This window comes from Loktanella fryxellensis (assembly GCF_900110065.1).
GTDB classification, from domain to species: Bacteria; Pseudomonadota; Alphaproteobacteria; order Rhodobacterales; family Rhodobacteraceae; genus Loktanella; species Loktanella fryxellensis.
Genome location: NZ_FOCI01000011.1, coordinates 74,014 through 94,628 on the forward strand (window position 1 = coordinate 74,014; position 20,615 = coordinate 94,628).

Genomic DNA, 20,615 nt, shown 5'->3' on the forward strand with positions numbered 1-20,615 from the left:
AGATGGACATGGACGATGTGGCCCGGCGCGGGCTGGTTCTGCTGGGCTGCGGCAAGATGGGACAGGCGCTGCTTGACGGCTGGCTGCGGGGCGGATTGCCGGCGGAGTCTGTCTGGGTGATCGACCCGGCGCCGAGCGATGCGGTCCGCGCGACCGGCGTTCACACCAACGCAGGTCTGCCAGAAAGCCCCGCCGTGGCCGTCGTCGCGGTGAAGCCGCAGATGATGGGCGACGCGCTGCCCGCCATGACCGCGCTGGGCGGTGGTGCGACGCTCTTCGTCTCGGTGGCGGCGGGGACGCCGCTGGCACGTTTCGCGGCGGCGTTCGGCGATGCCACACCGGTGGTGCGCACGATGCCCAATACCCCGGCAGCCATCGGGCGCGGGATCACGGCGCTGATCGGCAACGTGCCTGCCACGGGCGATCACTTGGCGCTGGCCGAGGTGCTGATGCGCGCCGTGGGGCAGACGGTCGTGCTGCAGGACGAAGCCCAGATGGATGCGGTGACGGCGCTGAGCGGGTCCGGACCGGCCTATGTGTTCCACCTGATCGAGGCGATGGCGCAGGCGGGCACCGCACAGGGGCTGCCTGCCGATCTGGCGCTGGCGCTGGCGCGCGCGACGGTCGGCGGCGCCGGGCAACTGGCCGAGGACAGCACCGACGATCCCGCACAGCTGCGCCGCAACGTGACCAGCCCGAACGGCACGACGGCAGCGGCGCTGGACGTGCTCATGGACGAGGCGAGCGGCTTCCCGGCGCTCTTGCAGCGCGCCATGGCCGCTGCCGCCGATCGCAGCCGGGAATTGTCCCGTGGCTGAGATCACCTTCGACGACTTCGTGGCGGTCGATATCCGCGTCGGCCGCGTCCTGCGGGCCGAGCCGTATCCGGAGGCCCGCAAGCCAGCGATCAAGCTGTGGATCGACTTCGGCGCGCAGATCGGCGAGCGCAGGACGAGTGCCCAGTTGACCGTGCACTACACGCCGGAGGCGCTGGTGGGGCGGCTGGTCTGCGCGGTCGTGAACTTTCCCCCCCGCCAGATCGGACGCTTCATGTCCGAGGTGCTGGTGCTGGGGATGCCCGATGCGGACGGGGCGGTGGTGCTGGTGACGCCGGATCAGGATGTGCCCGTGGGGGGGCGGCTGCATTGAAGACGCTGTTGCTGACGCGCCGCTTTCCGCAGGCGGTGATCGCCGCGGCCGAGGCGCGCTTTGCGGTGACGGTGCTGGACCGGACCGACGGTCTGTCGTCCACGCAAGCGGCGGCTGCGCTGCAGGATTACGACGCGATCCTGTGCACGCTGGGTGACCGGTTCGACGCAGCGGCCCTGAGCGGCGACCTGCGATGCCAAGTCGTCGCCAGTTTCGGCGTGGGTTTCGACCACCTCGACGTAAAGGCCGCACAGGCCGCCGGGGTGCAGGTGTCGAACACGCCGGACGTCGTCACCGATGCCACCGCCGATCTGGCGATCACGCTGATCCTGATGGCGGCCCGCCGCGCGGGCGAGGGGGAGCGGATGGTGCGCGCAGGCCAATGGACCGGGTGGCACCCGACGCAGCTGCTGGGCACGCATGTGACGGGCAAGCGGCTGGGCATCGTCGGCATGGGGCGCATCGGGCAGGCGGTGGCCCGGCGCGTGCATCACGGCTTCGGGATGGAAGTCGCCTATGTGAACCGGTCGGCGAGGGACGTGGACCTGCCCGCCACCCGCGTGGCGGATCTGGACACGCTCATGGCGCAGTCCGACGTGGTCGTCGTCACCGTCCCCGGTGGCGGGGCGAACGGCGGCCTGATCGGGGCTGCGGCGCTGGCGCGGTTGCGGGATGGTGCGATCTTCGTCAATGTGGCGCGCGGCGACGTGGTGGACGAGGCGGCCCTGATCGCGGAACTGCAGACGGGGCGCATCCGTGCGGGCCTCGACGTCTATGCCCGCGAACCTGTCGTGCCGACAGCGTTGACCAGGCTTGAGAACGTCGTGCTGCTGCCCCATCTCGGCACCGCGGCACTGGAGGTGCGGGAGGCGATGGGGCTGATGGCGCTGGAGAACATCATCGCCAGCGACGAAGGCCGCCCGTTGCCGCAGGCGCTTTGGCGCTGATGGCGGACCGTCAGATCAGTCGGTCTGGCGCTGCATCGTCCATCGCCGCCCGCCAGTGCCTGCGGCACAGCGAGACATAGCGGTCGTTGCCGCCGACCTGCACCTGATCGCCCGCCTGCACCACGGCCCCGCTTGCGTCCTTGCGCACCACCATCGTCGCCTTGCGCCCGCAATGGCAGATCGTGCGCACTTCGCGCATCTCGTCGGCAAGGGCGAGCAGGGTGGCCGAGCCGGGAAACAGCTGCCCCTGGAAATCGACCCTCAGGCCGAAGCACATGACCGGCACGCCCAGATCGTCGGCCACGCGGGCCAGTTGCCAGACCTGCTCGGGGTCGAGGAACTGCGCCTCGTCCACGAAGACGCAGGCGCACGGCCCGGTCGCCAGCCGCCGGTCGATCATGTGGAACAGGTCGTCACCGGGGGCATAGGTGTCGGCGGGCTGCGCGATGCCGATGCGGCTGGTGATCCTGCCTTGGCCTGCACGGGTGTCCAGCCGCGCGGTCAGCAGATAGGTTTGCATCCCGCGCTCGACATAGTTGTGGCTGGCCTGCAGCAGCACGGTCGATTTGCCGGCGTTCATGGTGGAGTAATTGAAATAGAGTTTTGCCATGGGCTGCCTCTTAGCTGCCCTGCATGGGGCTGTGCAAGGTGGCGCGCCATGACGCGCCCGCTTCGCTTTTTCCGAAATACTCCCGCGCGGCGCGCACGCGCCGTCAGGCGCGTTCCACCACGACGGACCCGACCGAATACCCCGCCCCGAAGGAACAGATGATGCCCAGATCGCCCGACTGCAGGTCATCAGAGTGTTGCGAGAACGCGATGATCGATCCGGCAGAGGACGTGTTGGCATAATCCTGCAGGATGTTCGGCTGCTCGCCGGGTTGCGGATCGCGGCCCAGCACGCGCTTGCCGATGTAGTCGTTCATCGCCTTGTTCGCCTGATGTAGCCACAGACGCTTCAGGTCGTCCGCCACGATGCCTTCGGCCGCCATGTGGTCGGCCATGTGCTGGCTGACCAGCGGCAGCACCTCCTTGAAGACCTTGCGGCCGTTCTGCATGAACTGCATGTCGCGGCGGTCGTCCATCTGGTCGCGGGTACGCCGCATGAAGCCCGCGTTGTTGCGGATGTTGTTGCTGAACGTGGTGCCACAGCGGGTGGACCGGACGATGAAGTGATCGCCGCCTGCGTCGTCGGCGCGTTGCAGGACCGTCGCCGTCGCCACGTCGCCGAAGATGAAATGGCAGTCGCGGTCGCGCCATTCCAGATGGGCGGACGTGATCTCGGGGTTGACCACGACGGCGGTGCGCACGCTGCCGGTGCGGATCATGTCGGCGGCGACCTGGATGCCGAAGGTTGCCGACGAACAGGCCACGTTCATGTCGAAGGCGAAGCCGCCCGCGCCGATCAATTGCTGGATCTCGACCGCGACCGCCGGATAGGCGCGTTCGATGTTGGAGGCGGCGCAGATCACCAGATCGACGGCGCTGCCGTCGATGCCGGCCTGCGCCAGCGCCTTGACGATTCCATCGACACCGGTTTCGGCCATCAGGCTGGGTTCGTCGTCGGTGCGGGCACGGAAATGTGGATACATGCGCGCGGGGTCCAGCACGCCGGTCTTGTCGATGACGTGGCGCTGTTCGATGCCCGACGCCGCCACGATGAAATCGACGGACGAATGCGCCTTGGCCGCAACCTCTCCCGCCGCGATGGCGGCGGCGTGTTCCGCGTTGTAGCGGTCCGCGTAGGCGTTGAAGGCGGTCACAAGCTCTGCGTTGGTGATGACCTGTGACGGGGTGAAGACCCCGGTGCCGGTGATGGCTGCGCGATACATGTGGGGCCCCTTACGTGATGGCACAAATTGCCCATCTGCCGCGACAAAGTCCAGCATGACCCGGCGCACGCCTGCGTCAGCGGCGCGGCACCGAGAACAGGCGGTAACCGGCCATGTCCGCGACGGTACGTCCATTGGTCTTAGCACCGAAGGCGTCGGCGTCGGGCCCGGCCGGACAGGCGACCAGATCGGCGGCGTCGTCCAGATAGCGGTTCGTCGCCGCCGTCTCGTAGGCCAGCCGGCAGGGATCGTCGGCGTCACGGTATCCGGTCGGGGCCAGCGTCAACTCGCCCGGTGCCGCGGCCATGACTGGCGCGCAGGCGGCAAGCAGCAGAGCGAAGGGCAGGTGACGGAACATGACACACCTTTGCGGTCGTCGGCGGGGCCGGTTGCGGCCCCGCCCAGAGGTCAGCCCTGCAGGGACCGCACGTCGATGGCGCCGTTCGCGCGTTCCTGCATCGCCATCACGGCGGCCTGTGCGGCGGCGGCGGTGGTGAAGTAGGGGATCTTGTCGTTCAGGGCGACGGCGCGGATGTCGCGGCTGTCGTCCACTGCCTGCGCGCCTTCGGTCGTGTTCAGCACCAGCGCGATGTGGCCGTCCTTCAGCCGGTCCACGATGGTCAGACCGCCTTCATAGACCTTGTTCACGATCTCGCACGGGATGTCGTGCGACTTCAGCCAGGCCGCCGTGCCGCGCGTCGCGGCGATCGTCAGGCCGAGGCCGATCAGGCCGCGCGCCGCCGTGGCCATCGCGTCGGTCTTGTCGCCGTCGCGGATCGACACGAAGACGCAGCCCTCCTCCGGCAGGATCGTGCCTGCGCCCATTTGCGCCTTGAGGAAGGCGCGGGCGAAGTTGCGGTCCCAGCCCATGACTTCACCGGTGGAGCGCATTTCGGGACCGAGGATCGTGTCCACGCCGGGGAAGCGGGCGAAGGGCAGCACGGCCTCTTTCACGCTGAACCACGGCGTCTTGGGATCGGCGAGGGTGAAGGCGTCGCCCAAGGGCAGCACGTCCATCGGGTTTTCCGAATGCGGATAGGGCGCGCGATGGGGGAAGTTCGACAGCGGCTCGCCCGCCATCAGCCGCGCTGCGATGGACGCGATGGCCGAATCGGTCGCCTTGGCGACGAAGGGCACGGTGCGGGACGCGCGGGGGTTCACCTCGATCAGGTAGACCTCTTCGTCCTTGACCGCGAACTGCACGTTCATCAGGCCGACAACGTGCAGCGCAAGTGCCAGTTTCTCGGTCTGCGCGCGGATTTCGGCGATCATCGCGTCCGACAGCGAATAGGGCGGCAGGGAACAGGCGCTGTCGCCGGAATGGACGCCCGCCTCTTCGATGTGCTGCATGATGCCCGCGACATGGGTGTGGGTGCCGTCGCACAGGCAGTCCACGTCGACCTCGACAGCGCCCGACAGATAGCTGTCGAGCAGGACCGGGCTCTTGCCCGATACGACCACGGCCTCGGAGATGTAGCGTTCCAGCTGCGCGCGGTCGCGCACGATTTCCATGGCGCGGCCGCCGAGGACGTAAGAGGGGCGGATCACCAGCGGGAAGCCGATCTTTTCGGCGATCTCGAACGCCTGCGCGTCGTTCGATGCGATGCCGTTGACAGGCTGCTTCAACCCCAGACGGTTCACGAGGTCTTGGAACCGCTCGCGGTCTTCGGCCAGATCGATGGCGTCCGGCGTGGTGCCAAGGATCGGGATGCCAGCCTCTTGCAGCGCATTGGCCAGCTTCAGCGGGGTCTGGCCGCCGAACTGCACGATGACGCCGTGCAGGGTGCCGTTGTCCTGTTCGACGCGCAGGATTTCCATGACGTGCTCGAACGTCAGCGGCTCGAAATACAGCCGGTCCGAGGTGTCGTAGTCGGTCGAGACCGTCTCGGGGTTGCAGTTGATCATGATCGTCTCGTAGCCCTGATCGGACAGGGCATAGCAGGCATGGCAGCAGCAATAGTCGAACTCGATGCCTTGGCCGATGCGGTTGGGTCCGCCGCCGAGGATCACGACCTTGTTGCGGCCCGACGGGCGCGCCTCGCATTCCACGTCGCCCATGACGGGCGTCTCGTAGGTGGAATACATGTAGGGGGTCTGCGCCTCGAACTCTGCCCCGCAGGTGTCGATGCGCTTGAACACGGCGACGATGCCCGCCGCGGTGCGGGTCTTGCGCACCTGCGCCTCTGACTGGCCGGTGAGCGTGGCGAGACGGGCATCGGTGAAGCCCATCAGCTTGAGGTGGCGCAGGCCCGCCTCGTCGGCGGGCAGGCCGTCGGTGCGCACCGTGGCCTCGGTGTCGATGATTTCGCGGATGCGGGCGAGGAACCATGGATCGAACATGGTGACGGCGTTGATGTCGTCGTCTGACAGGCCGTGGCGCATGGCCTGTGCTATGACGCGGATGCGGTCGGGGGTCTGTTTGGCGAGCGCCTTGGTGATGGCGGCGGCATCGGGGGCACCGGGAATGGCGATCTCGTCGAAGCCGGTGAGGCCGGTTTCCAGCGACGCCAGCGCCTTTTGCATGGATTCGTGGATCGTGCGGCCGATGGCCATGACCTCACCCACGGATTTCATCGCGGTGGTCAGGTGCGGCTCGCTGCCTGCGAACTTCTCGAAGGCGAAGCGCGGGATCTTGGTCACGACATAGTCGATGGTCGGCTCGAAGCTGGCGGGCGTGACGCCGGTGATGTCGTTGTCCAGCTCATCCAGCGTGTAACCCACCGCGAGTTTCGCCGCGATCTTGGCGATGGGGAAACCCGTGGCCTTGGACGCGAGCGCGGAGGAGCGTGACACGCGGGGGTTCATCTCGATCACGACCATGCGGCCGTCGGCGGGGTTGATCGCCCACTGGACGTTGGACCCGCCGGTTTCCACACCGATCTCGCGCAGCACGGCGATGGAGCCGTTGCGCATGATCTGGTATTCCTTGTCGGTCAGCGTCAACGCGGGGGCCACGGTGATGCTGTCGCCGGTGTGCACGCCCATCGGATCGACGTTCTCGATCGCGCAGACGATGATGGCGTTGTCCGCGCGGTCGCGAACCACCTCCATCTCGAACTCCTTCCAGCCCAGCAGGCTCTCGTCCACGAGGATCTGTGCGACGGGCGACGCCTCCATCCCCGTGCGGCAGTAGTGTTCGTATTGCTCGCGGTTGTAGGCGACGCCGCCGCCGGTGCCGCCAAGGGTAAAGGCGGGGCGGATGATCGCGGGCAGGCCCACGTATTCGATCGCCTCGACGGCGAGGGCGACGCCCGCCTTGATGTCGAACTTGCCGTTGTCCTTCTTGGGTGCGGTGACGATGGTGGCCTTGGGGTTCTCGATCCCCAGACGGTCCATCGCCTCGCGGAAGAGCTTGCGGTCCTCGGCCATCTCGATGGCCTCGCGGCGGGCACCGATCATCTCGACGCCGTATTGTTCCAGCACCCCCATGTCGGCCAGCGCGAGGGCGGTGTTCAGTCCGGTCTGGCCGCCCATCGTCGGTAGCAGCGCGTCGGGGCGTTCCTTGGCGATGATCTTGGCGACGATCTCTGGCGTGATCGGCTCGATATACGTCGCATCGGCGAGGCCGGGGTCGGTCATGATGGTCGCGGGGTTCGAGTTCACGAGGATGACCCGGTAGCCTTCCTCGCGCAGGGCCTTGCAGGCCTGTGCGCCGGAGTAGTCGAACTCGCAGGCCTGCCCGATCACGATGGGCCCCGCACCGATGATCATGATCGACTTGATATCATCACGTTTTGGCATGGTGGCCCCCGGTATTTTGCAAATTCTCCGCCTTATAGAACTGTCGGGCCAGGGTGCAAGGGGCGAGTGCCGTGGCGGCAGCGTGCGGTGCGATTGCCATCCGTGCCGGACGGCAGCGCGCCGCGCGGGAGTATTTTCCCAAAAAGCGAGGACAGGTGCGCGGGGCGGACAGCGGCGCATGCCACGCAGCCGTTCGCCGGTGCGCCACAAGGTCAAGCGGGGGGCGGATCCGTGCTAGATAACGGCGGGTGGGGATGGGGGCCGGTATCGCAGCGATCCGCGCGGAGGTTTGACAGGTCGGATGAGTGGGAGGGCGGTACGTATGGTCCGGCGGCGACCTGTGGCTGGGCCGCGCTTGACTTATGGGGTGGCGGGGTGTGAAACGGCGCGATCCGAATTTGGACCGCAAGGAGCCGCCCATGCACGCCTATCGCACCCATACCTGCGCCGATCTGACCGCCTCGGACGTGGGCCAGACCGTGCGCCTGTCGGGCTGGGTCCACCGGGTGCGCGACCACGGCGGCATCCTGTTCATCGATCTGCGCGACACCTATGGCATCACGCAGGTGCTGTGCGATCCCGACAGCGCGGCCTTTGCCGGGGTCGAGAAGGTCCGCTCCGAATGGTGCATCCGCATAGACGGCGAGGTGAAGGCCCGCGATGCCGCACTGGTGAACCCCAAGCTGCCGACGGGGGCGGTCGAGGTCTACGTGCGCGACATCGAGGTGCTGGGCGCGGCCAGGGAACTGCCGCTGCAGGTGTTCGGCGATCAGGAATACCCCGAGGAGACGCGGTTGAAGTACCGCTACCTCGACCTGCGGCGCGAGGCGATGCAGAAGAACATGACGCTGCGGTCGAACGTCGTGCGGTCGATGCGTCAGCGCATGTGGGACAAGGGGTTCCGCGAGTTCCAGACGCCGATCATCACCGCATCCAGCCCCGAAGGCGCGCGCGATTTCCTCGTGCCGTCCCGCCTGCATCCGGGCAAGTTCTATGCGCTGCCGCAGGCGCCGCAGCAGTTCAAGCAACTGATCATGGTCTCGGGCTACGACAAATATTTCCAGATCGCGCCCTGTTTCCGTGACGAGGACCCGCGCGCCGACCGCTCGCCCACCGATTTCTACCAGCTCGACCTCGAGATGAGCTTCGTCGAGCAGCAGGACGTGTTCGACACGATCCAGCCGGTGATCGGCGGCATCTTCGAAGAGTTCGGCGGCGGCCGCCGCGTCGATCAGACGTGGGAGCAGATCAGCTACCGCGACGCCGCCCTGTGGTACGGCACCGACAAGCCCGACCTGCGCAACCCGATCCGCATGCAGGTCGTGTCGGCGCATTTCGCGGGCTCTGGCTTTGCGATCTTCGCCAAGCTGCTGGAGCAGGAGGGGACGCAGGTCCGCGCGATTCCCGCCCCCGGGGGCGGCAGCCGCAAGTTCTGCGACCGTATGAACGCCTTTGCGCAACAGCAGGGGTTGCCGGGGATGGGCTACATCTTTTGGCGCGATCAGGGCGAGGGGATGGAAGCGGCGGGTCCGCTGGCCAAGAACATCGGCCCCGAGCGCACGGAGGCCATACGCCAGCAACTGGGATTGGGCGTCGGCGATGCGGCATTCTTCCTTGGCGGCAAGCCCGGCGATTTCGAGGCGGTGGCGGGACGCGCGCGCACCGTGATCGGCGAAGAGCTGAACCTTGTCGACAAGGACCGCTTCGCCTTTACCTGGATCGTGGATTTTCCGATCTATGCCAAGGATGGCGAGACCGGAAAGATCGATTTCGAGCATAACCCGTTCTCCATGCCGCAGGGCGGTATGGACGCGCTGGGGGGCGATCCGCTGGACGTGCTGGGCTTCCAGTATGACCTGGCCTGCAACGGCTATGAGCTGGTGTCGGGGGCGATCCGCAACCACAAGCCCGAGATCATGTTCAAGGCCTTCGAGATCGCAGGTTACGGTCGCGACGAGGTCGAGAAGCGGTTCGGCGGTATGGTCAACGCGTTCCAGTACGGCGCGCCGCCCCACGGTGGTTGTGCCGCAGGTATCGACCGGATCGTGATGCTGCTGGCGGACGAGGCGAACATCCGCGAGGTCATCATGTTCCCGATGAACCAGCGCGCCGAGGACCTGATGATGGGTGCGCCCAGCGAGCCGATGAACGAACAGCTGCGCGAATTGCGCCTGCGCGTCCTTCCCGTCGAGGGCTGAACCGGCCGGCCACGAAAAAAGGCGCGCCGGATCGCTCCGGCGCGCCTTTTTTGTCGTTTGCGTTGCGGATCAGGCCGCGCGCGGCAGAAGGTTCTTTTCGTACAGAAAGCACGGCGCGCCGATCGGCACGCGTGGATAGAGGTCGATCATCTGGTCGTTCGTCAGACGCGCGCAACCGTTCGACACGTCGGTGCGGATCGTGTCGGGCCTGTTCGTGCCGTGGATCCGCAGGAACGTATCGCCGATCCCGTCCTGAAACAGATAGAGCGCGCGCGCGCCCAGCGGGTTGTCGGGGCCGCCCGGCATGCCGTCGGCGTATTGCTCGTAGGCTTCGGGATCGCGTTCGATCATGTCCTTCGTCGGCGTCCAGCTTGGCCATTCCTTCTTGGCGCCGATGGTGAAGACACCCGCGATGTACAGCGCATCCCGGCCCACGCCCACGTAATAGCGCAGCGCCTCGCCGTTGGGCAGCGTCCAGTAGAGCGAGTAGACGTCGGGGACGACGTGCACTTCGCCTGCGGGCAGGGGGTTGTCCAGCTGCACCAGCTTCGGCGACATGTCGCGGGCGGGCGGCTCGATCGGGTCGAGGACCTCTCCCGTCGCGGCGTCCTGCGCGAAGAGCACCGAAGGCAGCATCAATCCGCCGGCCCCCAGCAGAGAGGTGGTCAAGAAGAGGCGGCGGTCGATCATGGAAGGCTCCTGGAACACGATAACTTGCGCACAAGATGATCCTGTGCTGGCCCCGATGCAAGATGGTCGGAGTCACGTCTGCGCGGGTGATGTGTCAATCAGGTTGCATGCCGGGTCCGGTGGCGTCGCGGACACCCGCAAGCGGCTGCAAGAGCGGACAGGTTGCCGCCCCGCGGGGCCGTCTGAACTCCAGTCCGACGCGCCGCGATCCATGGGGTCGACTTGCCGGTGCCCGGCGCGGAAACCTGCTGCGGTCCCGCTGGGGTCCCGCTGCGGGATGGGCGCCGGGGCGCGGGCCTGTTATGGTCGCCCCAGTCTGGGCAGGGCAGGGACGTGCATGACATTCGATTCGACGATTGCAGCGACACGGTTCGGCACCGGACTGTCCCCGGTGATCGAACCGCCGTGGGATGTCGATGGCATGCTGGTCCTGCTGTCCGGCCCGGACCGCGCGGCAGAGCGGTTGCCGATCACCGGCATGGCCGGCACCGTGCCGTCGATGCGCGACATGCAGCAGGCGACGCGGGCCCGCCGCGAAGCGGCTGGCACGCCCCGGCAAGAGGTGACGACAGAAGCCCTGCGCGGTCTGAACCGGGAAGCGAACGCGGTACGCGGCCACAACATCCGGTCCACCATCGCCCGCGGTGTCATAGCGCAGGACGGCCTGCGCGAACGGCTGACGCTGTTCTGGGCGGATCACTTCACGGTGCTGGCCAAGAATTCCGCACAGCGGCACATGCTGACGCCCTTCGTGTCCGATGCGATCCGGCCCCATGTGACGGGCCGCTTCGGCGACATGCTCAAGGCGGTGGTGATGCATCCGATGATGATCCTCTACCTCGATCAAAGCCGCTCGCTGGGGCCGAATTCGCCACAAGGCCTGCAGGCCGGGCGCGGGTTGAACGAGAATCTGGCCCGCGAACTGCTGGAACTGCACCTGCTCGGCCCGCAGGGCGGTTACGGCCAAGCCGATGTGACGCAGATGGCGGAATTGCTGACGGGTCTGGCCTATGACGCGGATGCGGGCGTGATCTATCGCCCCCGCTGGGCCGAGCCGGGGGCCGAAGTCGTGATGGGACGCCGCTACGCTGCCGAGGCGGAGATCGGGACGATTCACGCGGCGCTCGACGATCTGGCGCTGCAACCGGCGACCGCGCGCCATATCGCGCTGAAGCTGGCGGTGCATTTCGTGGCCGAGACGCCGGATGCGGCGCTGGTGGACCACATCGCCGGTGCCTATGTGGCCAGCGGCGGCGACCTGTTGGCCGTGGCGGCGGCGCTGCTCGAACATCCCGCGTCATGGTCGCACACGCGGGCCAAGGTGCGACGCCCGGATCTGTTCGTGATCGCTGCCCTGCGGGCGCTGGGCACGCGGGCAGACGCGTTGATGGCGTTGAACACCGGCGGCTTCGGTCGCCTGATCGACCGACCGCTGGCGGCGATGGGCCAACCAATCGAGCGTCCGATCGGCCCCGATGGCTGGTCGGAGGCGGCAGCGACATGGATCACGCCGCAGAACCTGGCTGCGCGGATCACGTGGGCGCTGCAACGGCCCGGTGATGTCGTGGACCGCCTGCCGGACCCGCGCGCCTTTGTCGTCACGGCCATCGGGCCGGACGCGCCCGCCGATCTGGTCTTTGCCGCCGCTGCGGCGGAAAAACAGGCGGATGGCATCGCGCTGGTCCTGACCTCGCCCGCATTTCAAAGGATCTGACCATGGATCGTCGCCGCTTCATCCTCGGGTCCGCCGCACTGGGATGCTCTGCCGCCGCCAGCCCGTTCCTGACGCCGGTGGCGCTGGCGTCGGGACCGTGGGACAACCGGCTGGTCGTCATCGTGCTGCGGGGCGCGATGGACGGGCTGGACGCAGTGCGGCCGCTTGGCGATCCCGACTATGCCGGTCTGCGGCCCACGCTGAACGACGGCAAGGGGCTGGCGGTGGACGACTATTGGGCGCTGAACCCCGCGCTGTCGCCCCTGTTGCCGCTGTGGCAGGCAGGAGAGATGGGGGCGGTGCATGCCGTCTCGACCCCCTACCGCGACGGGCGCAGCCATTTCGACGGTCAGGACGTGCTGGAGGCGGGGAGCCTGCGGCTGGATGGCGATGCAGGCGGCTGGCTGAACCGGATGGTGGCCACGGTGCCCGGCATGACCGCCGAGACGGCCTACGCCATCGGTCAGGACCGCATGGCGATCATGACCGGCCCCGCGCCGCACCTGCGCTGGTCGCCGGAGGTGACGCTGGAGATGTCGCCGCAGATGCGCCGCCTGCTGGAGACGACGCTGCACGGCGATCCGCTGTTCCGCGACGCGGCCCTGCAGGCCGTCGCCATCGCGGACGGCATGGCCGTGGATGACGACGGCATGGCAACCGGCAACGCCGCATCCGCCACGGCGTTGGCGGAATTCACCGCGGCCCGCCTGCGCGAGGAGACGCGGATCGCCAGTTTCTCGATCAACGGCTGGGACACCCATGCGGGACAGGCGGGCAACCTGAGCCGCGCTATTGGGCAGCTGGCGCAGACGATCCTGACCCTGCGCGACGGGTTGGGGCCGGTCTGGGACAGGACGGCAGTGCTGTGCATGACCGAGTTCGGCCGCACCGCGCGCGAGAACGGCACCCGCGGCACCGATCACGGCACCGGTGGCGCGCTGATCTATGCAGGCGGCGCGCTACGCGGCGGACAGGTGGCGGGCCGCTGGCCGGGCCTGTCGGAGGCGGCGCTCTATGACCGGCGCGACCTGATGCCGACGGGGGATGTGCGGGCCGTCGCGGGCTGGATCATGCGCGGGCTGTTCGGGTTGGACGCCGACGTGATTGCGCAGTCGGTGTTTCCGGGCCTCGATCTTGGCACCGATCCGGGCCTTATCCTGTGACCGGACCGGCGCGGCCCCTGGGGGCCATCGTGGCCGATGCCCCACCGCCACCGCATCCGCGGGGCGTGACGCTGACCGGACGGCTGGCATGGCTGCGGCCTCTGGACGCGGTCGCGGATGCGCCCGCGCTGTTCGCTGCCTTCGCGGACAGTCCGTGGGTCTTCGACTACATGGGCGAGCAGGCACCCACGGATGCCGCGGCGCTGACGACCGCGCTCGCCGTCTGGGTCGCGCGCGGCGATTGTGCGACCTTCGCCGTGGGGCGGGTCGGGTCGGAGGCGGCGCTGGGCTATGCCTGTCTGATGGGCGTCGTGCCCGCGATGCGGGAGATCGAGATCGGCAATGCGAACCTGTCGCCCGCGCTGCAGCGCAGTCCGCTTGCGACCGAGGCGTTCAGCCTGCTGCTGGGCTGGTCGTTCGATGCGGGCTATCGCCGCGTCGTGTGGAAATGCAATGCCCTGAACGCGCCGTCGCGGCGTGCCGCGCAGCGCCTTGGGTTCGGTTACGAGGGGCTCTTTCGCCAGCACATGATTGTCAAGGGCCGTAACCGCGACACTGCATGGTTCGCCATGACGGACGGTGACTGGCCCGCGATCCGCACGGCCCATGCCCGGTGGCTGGATCCGGCGAACTTTGATGCGGATGGCCGGCAGCGGCAGGCGCTGGGCGATCTGACGGCGCCGCATGTGGTCGGTTGGGATCCGTCGCGACCGGCGTAAGGTCGCGGGCGGGGTGCGCGGTGCGTGCGGTGCCTGCGGTGTGCCGTGCACCGGCAATGATCGAGCCTGCGGGACCGCCGTGCCGCTCTTTGACACGATGCCCATCGTCCTTCTCGCGTCAAAGCCCCGGTGCGGCCGACAGGCGCGTGCGGACCATCCGTCCAAGGTCGCGTAGGCCCGTCGTGGGCGCGACCCCCGCTGCACGCTGGGCGATCACGCGGCACACGGCGTCCTGCATGTCCGCATCCTTGGCAGAGGTCGCGACCCCCGACAGGAACTGGGTGACGTAATCCAGTGTCTGCGGGCTGTCGTCGTGATCCAGCACGTCCGCCGCATGGGACAGGTCGTCGCGGTAGGCCAACAGATCCGGTTCCACCCGATCGCGCGACACCATGCGCGGCCCCGGCGGTTGCCGGTCGGGCGGCAGGTGCATCAGGATCGCCGCCTGAAACGCGGCAAGGCTGGCCATCGGCTTGGCCACGAAGCCGTCGGCCCCGGCGGCGATGACCGCATCCTCTGCCGTCAGATCGCCGGAGGTCCCCAGGATCACGTCGATTCGCGGCAATCCCTGGGACAACGCACGGATCAGCGCGGTGCCGGACCCGTCCGGCAGGCCCACGTCCACGATCACCACGGTCGGGCGATAGACCGACAAATGCTTGCGCGCACTGGCCAGCGTGTCGGCCCGGCGGATGCGGGCACCGGACCGCAGGCACAGCATCCGCATCGCCTCGCAGGCGAAACGGCTGTCTTCTACGACCAGCACCGTCAGGCCCAGCAGGGGGCGCTGCGCGGTGGGCGCCCGGGTGGTCAGCAGCGAAGAAAGGTTGTCCATCGGATGTGGCCCCTTGGGTTGCGCAAAGCGGTGAACCTCAGATCACCACGGCAGCGTAAACACAGCGTTAACGGACCTGCGGCGAGATGCCGGTGTTGGCATTGCGCGACCGTCATGGCATCACGACCCAAACACGAAGGGAGCCTGTCATGATCGGACGCCTGAACCACGTGGCCATCGCCGTGCCCGACCTGATGGCGGCGGCCGACCAGTACCGCGGGGCCCTCGGGGCGGAGGTCGGACCGCCCCTCGACCAGCCGGACCACGGTGTGACGGTGATCTTCATCACGCTGCCCAACACCAAGATCGAATTGCTGTATCCGCTGGGCGATGCATCCCCGATCGCGAAGTTCCTGGACAAGAACCCGGCGGGGGGCATCCACCACATCTGCTACGAGGTGGATGACCTGGTCGCCGCCCGCGACCGTCTGACGGCCACGGGGGCGCGGGTGCTGGGCGACGGGACTCCCAAGATCGGCGCACATGGCAAGCCGGTGCTGTTCCTGCATCCCAAGGATTTCCAGGGCACGCTGGTGGAACTCGAACAGGTCTGATGTCGGTCCCGTGCCGGGACCGATGCCTCCGGCAGGGGGATATTTTTGACCAGAAGAAGCCCGTGGCGCGCAAGGCCGGGCGATATGAAGGATGAGTGACGATGGGACCGACCTCGGCGATCGTGATGTTCGCGGTGATCTGGTGGATGATCTTTCTGATCGTGCTGCCGCTGCGCAACGTCAGTCAGGGCGAGGCGGGCGTCGTCGTGCCCGGCACCCACAAATCCGCCCCCGCCGACGTCAAGATCGGGCGCAAGGCCAAGGTGACGACGGTCTGGGCCATCGGCATCTGGATCGTCTTCGCCAGCATCATCTGGTCCGGTGCGATCACGCTGCAGGACATCGACTGGTTCGACCGGATGGAGCGCGGCCAGCCCCTTGTGCAGCCCGGTTAGGCCTGCCGCGCCAGCCGGTGATAGAGGTGCGTGAAGGTCGCGGCCCCCAGCACCGGAACGAGCAGGTTCACCACGGGGATCGACAGGGGCACTGCCAGCAGCACCCCCGCCAGCCAGACCATGCCGGCGTGACGCTGCCGCAGGGCATGCGCACCGGCGCGCCCTTCACGGCGCAGGGCGGCGACCTGGAAATATTCGCGCCCCAGCAGATAGCCGTTCATCGCATAGAAGACGAACGGTGCTGCGGGCGGCACGGTGAAATAGATGGCGAAGGCCAGACAGTTCGCAACGATCATCAGGCCGAAGAACCCGATCCCGTCGCGCAGCCCGTCCCAGAATGACGTGGCGGGGGCGGGCGGCAGCGTGGGGTAGTGTCGCGCCTCGACCGCGTCGGCCACGTCGTCGAGAAAGAGCGACGTGACCGCGGCGGCGATGGGCAGCATCAGCACGATGGACAGCACCAGCATCAGCGCCAGCATGGACCAGCCCAGTGCGTCGTCGATCCAGTTGACCGGACCGATCAGCGGCAGCGTCACCGGGCCAGAGGCGAAGGTGGCGATCAGCCATTGCACGCCCCATGTGATCGCCGCCAGCAGCGCGATCGACACCCCGATGCCCCAGCCCACGACCCGGCGGAACCGCGGGTCCGGCAACTGCCCCAGCGCCTTGATGAAATCACCAAAGATCACGCGCGCGACCAGTCGGTGATCGCGTTCAGGTCCGGGCGCGGGCGGTCGGGGGGCGTGCTGGTGGCGGTCCCGATGTGGACGATGCCAGCCACCGATTCCAGTGGTGCGAGGCCGAGTTCGTGCTGCACGAAGGTGGCGTCGTGGCTGAACCAGCCCGACAGCCATGTCGCACCGAACCCCGCCGCGAGGCTGGCGTTCACGAGGGCCAGACATACGCCGCCTGTCGCATAGGTCTGCTCGATCGCGGGCACCTTGTCCGAGGGCTTCGGGCTGTGGACGACCACCACCGCAAGCGATGCCGCGCCGTAGGTCGCCACCGCTTTGGCGATCTTGTCGGCGGGGACGCCCAGACGCGCGCCATGGGCGGGCAGGGTGCCTGCGATCCGGCCAAGCGCATCCCGGCCCAGAACGACGAAGCGGAACGGTTCCAGCTTGCCATGATCGGGGCTGCGGGCGGCGGCGGTCAAGATCCGCGTCAGCGTGTCGCGGTCCGGCATCGGCGTGGTCAGCGCCTGTGCCGGGACCGACCGGCGGGACAGCAGGAAGGCGAGGGCGGCGGGGTCGGCATCTGGCATGGGGCGGTCCTTTTTGCGCTCAGCGCGGGTTCTGTGGCAGGCCATCGACGATATCATAGGCATCGTCCTGCTGCGACGTGAAGATATGCAGCGCGAGCCGCGTGCCGGTCGGGTCGTCGAATGCCCGCATCGCGACGGCGGTGCGTGGCCCGTGCAGCGGGTCCCGAAACAGCACCGCGTCACAGATGCCGCAAAAGCCCCGGCGCATGGTGTCGGACGATGCGAACCACACGGGTGTCCCGATGACGCTGTGCGCCGTTCGGTCCACGTCGACCGAGGCCCCGACATGGCCCGACTGCATGCGGCACTGCACGCGATGGCAGGCGTTGGGGGCGGGCAGGGGGTCGGTCACGGCAAAGGGGATGGTCCCGCACAGGCAGGCCCCGGTGTGCGTGGTCACAGGGCATCCTCCATCTCGCGCAGCCACGCGTCGAGGAACGATGCAAAGCGGGCATCCGGCTGGCGGGCGGCGAACATGGCGGCCATGGGGTCCGACGCCGTGACGGGGCTGCCGGACAACGCCTCCAGCACCGCATGGCCGCAGAAGGGCACGTAGGTTTCCGCGTAACCGCCCTCGTGCACGGCGACGATGCAGCCGCCGCATCGTCGTCCGCCAGCGCCATGACGCGCCGGGTCATCTGGCGGAATGTGTCCGCCGTGGCCAGCATCCGACCCAATGGGTCGTTCAGTGCCGCATCATAGCCGCAGGCGATGACGATGGCGTCGGGGCGGAACGCGCGGATCGCTGGCAGCGCCAGCCGGTCGAGGGCGGCGAGGTAGCCGTCATGTCCGGTGCCCGCCGGCAGGGGGATGTTCAGGTTGAACCCCAGCCCCGCGCCGCGTCCCCGGTCGGCGAAGGCACCGGTATCCACCGGATAGTTGCGGTCCTGATGCAGCGAGACCGTCAGCACGTCCGGGTCGTCGTAGAAGATCGCCTCGGTCCCGTTGCCGTGGTGGACGTCCCAGTCCAGCACGGCGATGCGCTGCGCCAGCCCGTCCGCCTGCACGGCGCGGATGGCGATGGCGATGTTGGCCAGCAGGCAAAAGCCGTTGGGGAAATCCGGCAGGGCATGGTGCCCCGGCGGGCGCGACAGGGCATAGGCGTTGTGCAGCGTCCCCTGCAGCACGGCGCGCAGTGCGCCGGTCGCCAGTCCCGCCGACAGGCACGCGGCCTCGAATCCGCCGGGGCCGAAGGGGGTGCGGAGACCCAGTTCGCCGCCGCCCGCGTCCGACAGGGCCTGAAAGGCGTCGATGTAGTGCGCCGGATGCACCCGCAGCAGATCGGCGCGTGTGGCAGGGGGGGCGCCTGTCATGTGCAGGTCGCGGTCCAGCCCCGTGACGGCGATCAGGTTCTTCAACCGGCGCTTCGTCTCTGGGTTCTCGGGCAGGCCGCCGGTGGCGCTGGGTTGCACGAGGCCGCCCACGGGCATCACGCCCGCATAGTTGCCGCCGCCATGCCAGAAACAGCGCTCGTCCCAGAAGAATCCCGTGGTCACCGCGCGGTCCCGTCCGGCTTGGACAACTGATAGCTGCCCTCCGGAAGATCGAGCGCTGCCCCCAGATCGCGCACCTGCGACAGGGACAGGGTGATGGTCCGCGTCTCGTTCAGGCGGGCGTCGAACTGGGTGATCGTGACGCAGTCGTCGAAGGCGTTCACGATCACATCCTCCTGCAGGTACGGGGCACCTTCGTCGACCAGGGTGATCACGGTCGCGTCGAAATCGTGTTCGATGGTAAACATGCCCTCAACCTAGCGGTGGATGCGGGCGGGGGCCAGCCTGCACAACGCCAGCCTGCACAACGCCAGCCCGGACAACGCCAGTCTGGACAATCTCGATATTGTGCACGGCCGCCACAGGCGGGGACTGGCGGGGGCGGGTCGCGACATGCGATAGCAGTGTGACCCCACCCCATCGCCAAAGGTTGCCGCCCGCATGTCACGCCATCCGATCAGCCTTGTCGTGGCGTTGCTGCTGGCCGGATGCGCCGCCGCCCCGGGCGTGCAGGATTCCACGCCGGCACCCACGCCCATCGTGCTGCCGGAATCCGCCAGCACGCTGGACACCAGCCGCGACGATGCGCGTCTTGCAGTGCGCAGTCTGGTCACCGTCGTGGAGGCGGTCGAACCCGTCGCCGAGGCGATCTGCCGCGACCGCTCGCCTGATCTGAACTGCGATTTCGCCTTTGCCGTCGACCGCAACCCCAATGCCCCGCCCAACGCCTTCCAGACGCTGGGGCCTGACGGGCGGCCGATCGTGGCCTTTACCGTGGCCCTGCTGGCCGAGGCGCGCAACGTCGACGAGATGGCCTTCATCCTGAGCCATGAGGCGGCGCACCACATCGAAGGCCATCTGGCGCGCCAGAGGCGGAACGCGACGATCGGGGCCGCGATCATGGGGCAGGTGGTCGGCCTGTCTGACGACCCCGACGTGGGCCGCCGCGCCGCCGAATTCGGCGCGGCCATCGGCGCGCGCACCTATTCCAAGGACTTTGAGCTGGAGGCGGACGCCCTCGGCACCGTGATCGCGGCGCAGGCGGGGTACGATCCGGTGCGGGGGGCCGCGTTCTTCTTCCGCATCCCCGATCCGGGCGACACGTTCCTTGGCACCCATCCGGCCAATGCCGAACGGGTGCGGATCGTGCAGCGCACGGCGGCGCGACTGGGACTTTAGGCGACTGGGGCTTTCGGCTGGCGGCGCTTTCGCGTGCCGGGCCGTCAGGTCAGGGTCGCGACGGCGATCCAGATACCGGCAAAGAAACAGCATGACGCCGCCAGCACGAAGCCGTGCCAGATCGCGTTCGAGAACTTCAACCCGTCCCACCAGAAGAAGATCACACCAGCGGAATAGAGCAGCCCACCGGTTGCCAGCAGGCCCAGCGCTGTCGCGGGCAGCAGTGTCGCGATCCCTGGCACCAGCAGCACGCCGAGCCACCCCATCCCGAGGTAGAGCGCCGGGCCGAAGCGCCCCGGCACCTGCCAGAAGAACACCTTTCGCACGATCCCCCACAGCGCCAGCATCCAGACCACCGCGAGCACCGCCAGCGTTAGGCCCGACCCGACCAGCACCGCCAGAGGCGTGAAGGTGCCCGCGATCTTGAGGTAGATCGCCGCGTGATCCAGCCGCCGCAGGATGGCCCGGTAACGGGTCCACGGCGTCATGTGATAGCAGGCCGACGCGGCGAATGTCGCGATCAGGGCCAGCCCATAGACGATCAGGGCCAGCGTGTCAGCACCGGACGTGCGCGGCACACCCCAGACCCACAGGGCCACGGCACCCGCCACCGCAAGGACGACGCCGAGCAGGTGAAGGCTGCCATCGGCGATCCGTTCGGACCGGGCATAGGCGGGATAGGCGTCGAGGGGCAAGGTCATGTCGGTGATATAGGGCCCAGGGCCAGGGATGTCGCCGTGAC

At 68.0% G+C, this 20,615-nt stretch carries 21 protein-coding genes and 1 pseudogene; 10 read left to right on the forward strand and 12 right to left on the reverse strand.

Annotated elements, in window-relative coordinates; genetic code table 11:
* Nucleotides 1–2 precede the first annotated feature (2 nt).
* Genes proC through BMX16_RS10035 form a run of 3 tightly spaced genes read left to right on the forward strand, consistent with a single transcriptional unit; the run spans nucleotide 3 to nucleotide 2,096 of the window.
* A complete protein-coding gene (gene proC, locus BMX16_RS10025) occupies nucleotides 3–818 on the forward strand; it encodes a pyrroline-5-carboxylate reductase (RefSeq protein WP_089902598.1) in 816 nt (271 codons plus the stop codon).
* The gene (locus BMX16_RS10030) at nucleotides 811–1,149 is read left to right on the forward strand and encodes a tRNA-binding protein (protein ID WP_089902601.1); all 339 of its coding nucleotides are present in this window, start codon (nucleotides 811–813) and stop codon (nucleotides 1,147–1,149) included. Before proC ends, BMX16_RS10030 begins: the two co-directional genes overlap by 8 nt.
* On the forward strand, nucleotides 1,146–2,096 hold the full coding sequence (locus BMX16_RS10035; RefSeq protein WP_089902604.1) for a 2-hydroxyacid dehydrogenase: 951 nt from the start codon (nucleotides 1,146–1,148) through the stop codon (nucleotides 2,094–2,096). Before BMX16_RS10030 ends, BMX16_RS10035 begins: the two co-directional genes overlap by 4 nt.
* A 10-nt stretch (nucleotides 2,097–2,106) precedes the next feature.
* Here the strand turns inward: BMX16_RS10035 and BMX16_RS10040 are convergent, their stop codons facing one another.
* The 4 genes from BMX16_RS10040 to carB form a co-directional block, all read right to left on the reverse strand.
* The gene (locus BMX16_RS10040; RefSeq protein WP_089902607.1) at nucleotides 2,107–2,706 is read right to left on the reverse strand and encodes a thymidine kinase; all 600 of its coding nucleotides are present in this window, start codon (nucleotides 2,704–2,706) and stop codon (nucleotides 2,107–2,109) included.
* Between the two features lie 103 nt (nucleotides 2,707–2,809).
* Nucleotides 2,810–3,928 carry a beta-ketoacyl-ACP synthase III gene (locus tag BMX16_RS10045; RefSeq protein WP_089902610.1) on the reverse strand — a complete coding sequence of 373 codons (1,119 nt, stop codon included), beginning with the start codon at nucleotides 3,926–3,928 and terminating at the stop codon, nucleotides 2,810–2,812.
* A gap of 76 nt (nucleotides 3,929–4,004) precedes the next feature.
* A complete protein-coding gene (locus BMX16_RS10050; RefSeq protein ID WP_089902613.1) occupies nucleotides 4,005–4,286 on the reverse strand; it encodes a hypothetical protein in 282 nt (93 codons plus the stop codon).
* A 50-nt stretch (nucleotides 4,287–4,336) separates the two neighbouring features.
* Nucleotides 4,337–7,669, reverse strand: a complete 3,333-nt coding sequence (carB, locus tag BMX16_RS10055; RefSeq protein WP_089902616.1) for a carbamoyl-phosphate synthase large subunit — start codon at nucleotides 7,667–7,669, stop codon at nucleotides 4,337–4,339.
* A 419-nt stretch (nucleotides 7,670–8,088) separates the two neighbouring features.
* Between carB and aspS the strand changes: the two genes are divergently transcribed.
* Nucleotides 8,089–9,867: an aspartate--tRNA ligase gene (gene aspS, locus BMX16_RS10060; RefSeq protein WP_089902619.1), complete on the forward strand. Its 1,779-nt coding sequence runs from the start codon at nucleotides 8,089–8,091 to the stop codon at nucleotides 9,865–9,867.
* Nucleotides 9,868–9,936: 69 nt separating this feature from the next.
* On the opposite strand, the gene BMX16_RS10065 is transcribed toward aspS, so the two are convergent.
* Nucleotides 9,937–10,557: a L,D-transpeptidase gene (locus BMX16_RS10065; RefSeq protein ID WP_089902622.1), complete on the reverse strand. Its 621-nt coding sequence runs from the start codon at nucleotides 10,555–10,557 to the stop codon at nucleotides 9,937–9,939.
* A gap of 337 nt (nucleotides 10,558–10,894) precedes the next feature.
* Between BMX16_RS10065 and BMX16_RS10070 the strand changes: the two genes are divergently transcribed.
* From BMX16_RS10070 to BMX16_RS10080, 3 genes are read left to right on the forward strand one after another with little or no spacing between them, the layout of a single operon-like run.
* Nucleotides 10,895–12,271 (forward strand): DUF1800 domain-containing protein, encoded by a 1,377-nt coding sequence (locus tag BMX16_RS10070; protein ID WP_089902625.1) that lies wholly within the window; start codon nucleotides 10,895–10,897, stop codon nucleotides 12,269–12,271.
* Nucleotides 12,272–12,273: 2 nt separating this feature from the next.
* Entirely contained in the window at nucleotides 12,274–13,434 is a 1,161-nt protein-coding gene (locus BMX16_RS10075; protein WP_089902628.1) for a DUF1501 domain-containing protein, read from the forward strand.
* A gap of 29 nt (nucleotides 13,435–13,463) precedes the next feature.
* Nucleotides 13,464–14,153 carry a GNAT family N-acetyltransferase gene (locus tag BMX16_RS10080; protein WP_245731471.1) on the forward strand — a complete coding sequence of 230 codons (690 nt, stop codon included), beginning with the start codon at nucleotides 13,464–13,466 and terminating at the stop codon, nucleotides 14,151–14,153.
* Nucleotides 14,154–14,271: 118 nt separating this feature from the next.
* Here the strand turns inward: BMX16_RS10080 and BMX16_RS10085 are convergent, their stop codons facing one another.
* Entirely contained in the window at nucleotides 14,272–14,988 is a 717-nt protein-coding gene (locus BMX16_RS10085; RefSeq protein ID WP_089902633.1) for a response regulator, read from the reverse strand.
* Nucleotides 14,989–15,137: 149 nt separating this feature from the next.
* On the opposite strand from BMX16_RS10085, the gene mce reads away from it, so the two are divergent.
* Both mce and BMX16_RS10095 read left to right on the forward strand, forming a co-directional pair.
* On the forward strand, nucleotides 15,138–15,542 hold the full coding sequence (gene mce, locus BMX16_RS10090) for a methylmalonyl-CoA epimerase (protein ID WP_089902636.1): 405 nt from the start codon (nucleotides 15,138–15,140) through the stop codon (nucleotides 15,540–15,542).
* A 101-nt stretch (nucleotides 15,543–15,643) separates the two neighbouring features.
* Nucleotides 15,644–15,937, forward strand: coding sequence for a DUF1467 family protein (locus BMX16_RS10095; RefSeq protein WP_089902639.1), 294 nt, complete (start codon nucleotides 15,644–15,646; stop codon nucleotides 15,935–15,937).
* Here BMX16_RS10095 and BMX16_RS10100 read toward each other — a convergent pair.
* From BMX16_RS10100 to BMX16_RS10120, 5 genes and pseudogenes are all read right to left on the reverse strand, one after another.
* Entirely contained in the window at nucleotides 15,934–16,626 is a 693-nt protein-coding gene (locus BMX16_RS10100; protein WP_089902642.1) for an EI24 domain-containing protein, read from the reverse strand. The two genes, BMX16_RS10095 and BMX16_RS10100, sit on opposite strands and share 4 nt — an antisense overlap.
* Entirely contained in the window at nucleotides 16,623–17,201 is a 579-nt protein-coding gene (locus BMX16_RS10105) for a nitroreductase family protein (RefSeq protein ID WP_089902645.1), read from the reverse strand. Before BMX16_RS10105 ends, BMX16_RS10100 begins: the two co-directional genes overlap by 4 nt.
* A gap of 19 nt (nucleotides 17,202–17,220) precedes the next feature.
* Nucleotides 17,221–17,628, reverse strand: coding sequence for a GFA family protein (locus BMX16_RS10110; protein ID WP_089902648.1), 408 nt, complete (start codon nucleotides 17,626–17,628; stop codon nucleotides 17,221–17,223).
* Nucleotides 17,598–18,697 (reverse strand): annotated as a pseudogene (locus BMX16_RS10115) (class II histone deacetylase). The gene BMX16_RS10110 and the pseudogene BMX16_RS10115 overlap by 31 nt, the downstream one beginning before the upstream one ends.
* Nucleotides 18,694–18,942 carry a hypothetical protein gene (locus BMX16_RS10120; protein ID WP_089902651.1) on the reverse strand — a complete coding sequence of 83 codons (249 nt, stop codon included), beginning with the start codon at nucleotides 18,940–18,942 and terminating at the stop codon, nucleotides 18,694–18,696. Before BMX16_RS10120 ends, BMX16_RS10115 begins: the two are co-directional and overlap by 4 nt.
* 193 nt (nucleotides 18,943–19,135) lie before the next feature.
* On the opposite strand from BMX16_RS10120, the gene BMX16_RS10125 reads away from it, so the two are divergent.
* The gene (locus tag BMX16_RS10125) at nucleotides 19,136–19,873 is read left to right on the forward strand and encodes a M48 family metalloprotease (RefSeq protein ID WP_089902653.1); all 738 of its coding nucleotides are present in this window, start codon (nucleotides 19,136–19,138) and stop codon (nucleotides 19,871–19,873) included.
* Between the two features lie 44 nt (nucleotides 19,874–19,917).
* Here the strand turns inward: BMX16_RS10125 and trhA are convergent, their stop codons facing one another.
* Nucleotides 19,918–20,574 (reverse strand): PAQR family membrane homeostasis protein TrhA, encoded by a 657-nt coding sequence (gene trhA / locus BMX16_RS10130; protein WP_089902731.1) that lies wholly within the window; start codon nucleotides 20,572–20,574, stop codon nucleotides 19,918–19,920.
* Between the last annotated feature and the right edge of the window lie 41 nt (nucleotides 20,575–20,615).

Excerpts from the sequence above, each read along its gene's own strand:
- BMX16_RS10075 (WP_089902628.1), top strand. The coding sequence starts at position 12,274 with ATGGATCGTCGCCGCTTCATCCTCGGGTCCGCCGCACTGGGATGCTCT.
- BMX16_RS10045 (WP_089902610.1), bottom strand. The coding sequence starts at position 3,928 with ATGTATCGCGCAGCCATCACCGGCACCGGGGTCTTCACCCCGTCACAG.
- BMX16_RS10040 (WP_089902607.1), bottom strand. The coding sequence starts at position 2,706 with ATGGCAAAACTCTATTTCAATTACTCCACCATGAACGCCGGCAAATCG.
- carB (WP_089902616.1), bottom strand. The coding sequence starts at position 7,669 with ATGCCAAAACGTGATGATATCAAGTCGATCATGATCATCGGTGCGGGG.
- BMX16_RS10085 (WP_089902633.1), bottom strand. The coding sequence starts at position 14,988 with ATGGACAACCTTTCTTCGCTGCTGACCACCCGGGCGCCCACCGCGCAG.
- proC (WP_089902598.1), top strand. The coding sequence starts at position 3 with ATGGACATGGACGATGTGGCCCGGCGCGGGCTGGTTCTGCTGGGCTGC.
- mce (WP_089902636.1), top strand. The coding sequence starts at position 15,138 with ATGATCGGACGCCTGAACCACGTGGCCATCGCCGTGCCCGACCTGATG.
- BMX16_RS10120 (WP_089902651.1), bottom strand. The coding sequence starts at position 18,942 with ATGTTTACCATCGAACACGATTTCGACGCGACCGTGATCACCCTGGTC.
- BMX16_RS10105 (WP_089902645.1), bottom strand. The coding sequence starts at position 17,201 with ATGCCAGATGCCGACCCCGCCGCCCTCGCCTTCCTGCTGTCCCGCCGG.
- BMX16_RS10050 (WP_089902613.1), bottom strand. The coding sequence starts at position 4,286 with ATGTTCCGTCACCTGCCCTTCGCTCTGCTGCTTGCCGCCTGCGCGCCA.
- BMX16_RS10095 (WP_089902639.1), top strand. The coding sequence starts at position 15,644 with ATGGGACCGACCTCGGCGATCGTGATGTTCGCGGTGATCTGGTGGATG.
- trhA (WP_089902731.1), bottom strand. The coding sequence starts at position 20,574 with ATGACCTTGCCCCTCGACGCCTATCCCGCCTATGCCCGGTCCGAACGG.
- BMX16_RS10065 (WP_089902622.1), bottom strand. The coding sequence starts at position 10,557 with ATGATCGACCGCCGCCTCTTCTTGACCACCTCTCTGCTGGGGGCCGGC.
- BMX16_RS10070 (WP_089902625.1), top strand. The coding sequence starts at position 10,895 with ATGACATTCGATTCGACGATTGCAGCGACACGGTTCGGCACCGGACTG.
- BMX16_RS10125 (WP_089902653.1), top strand. The coding sequence starts at position 19,136 with ATGTCACGCCATCCGATCAGCCTTGTCGTGGCGTTGCTGCTGGCCGGA.
- aspS (WP_089902619.1), top strand. The coding sequence starts at position 8,089 with ATGCACGCCTATCGCACCCATACCTGCGCCGATCTGACCGCCTCGGAC.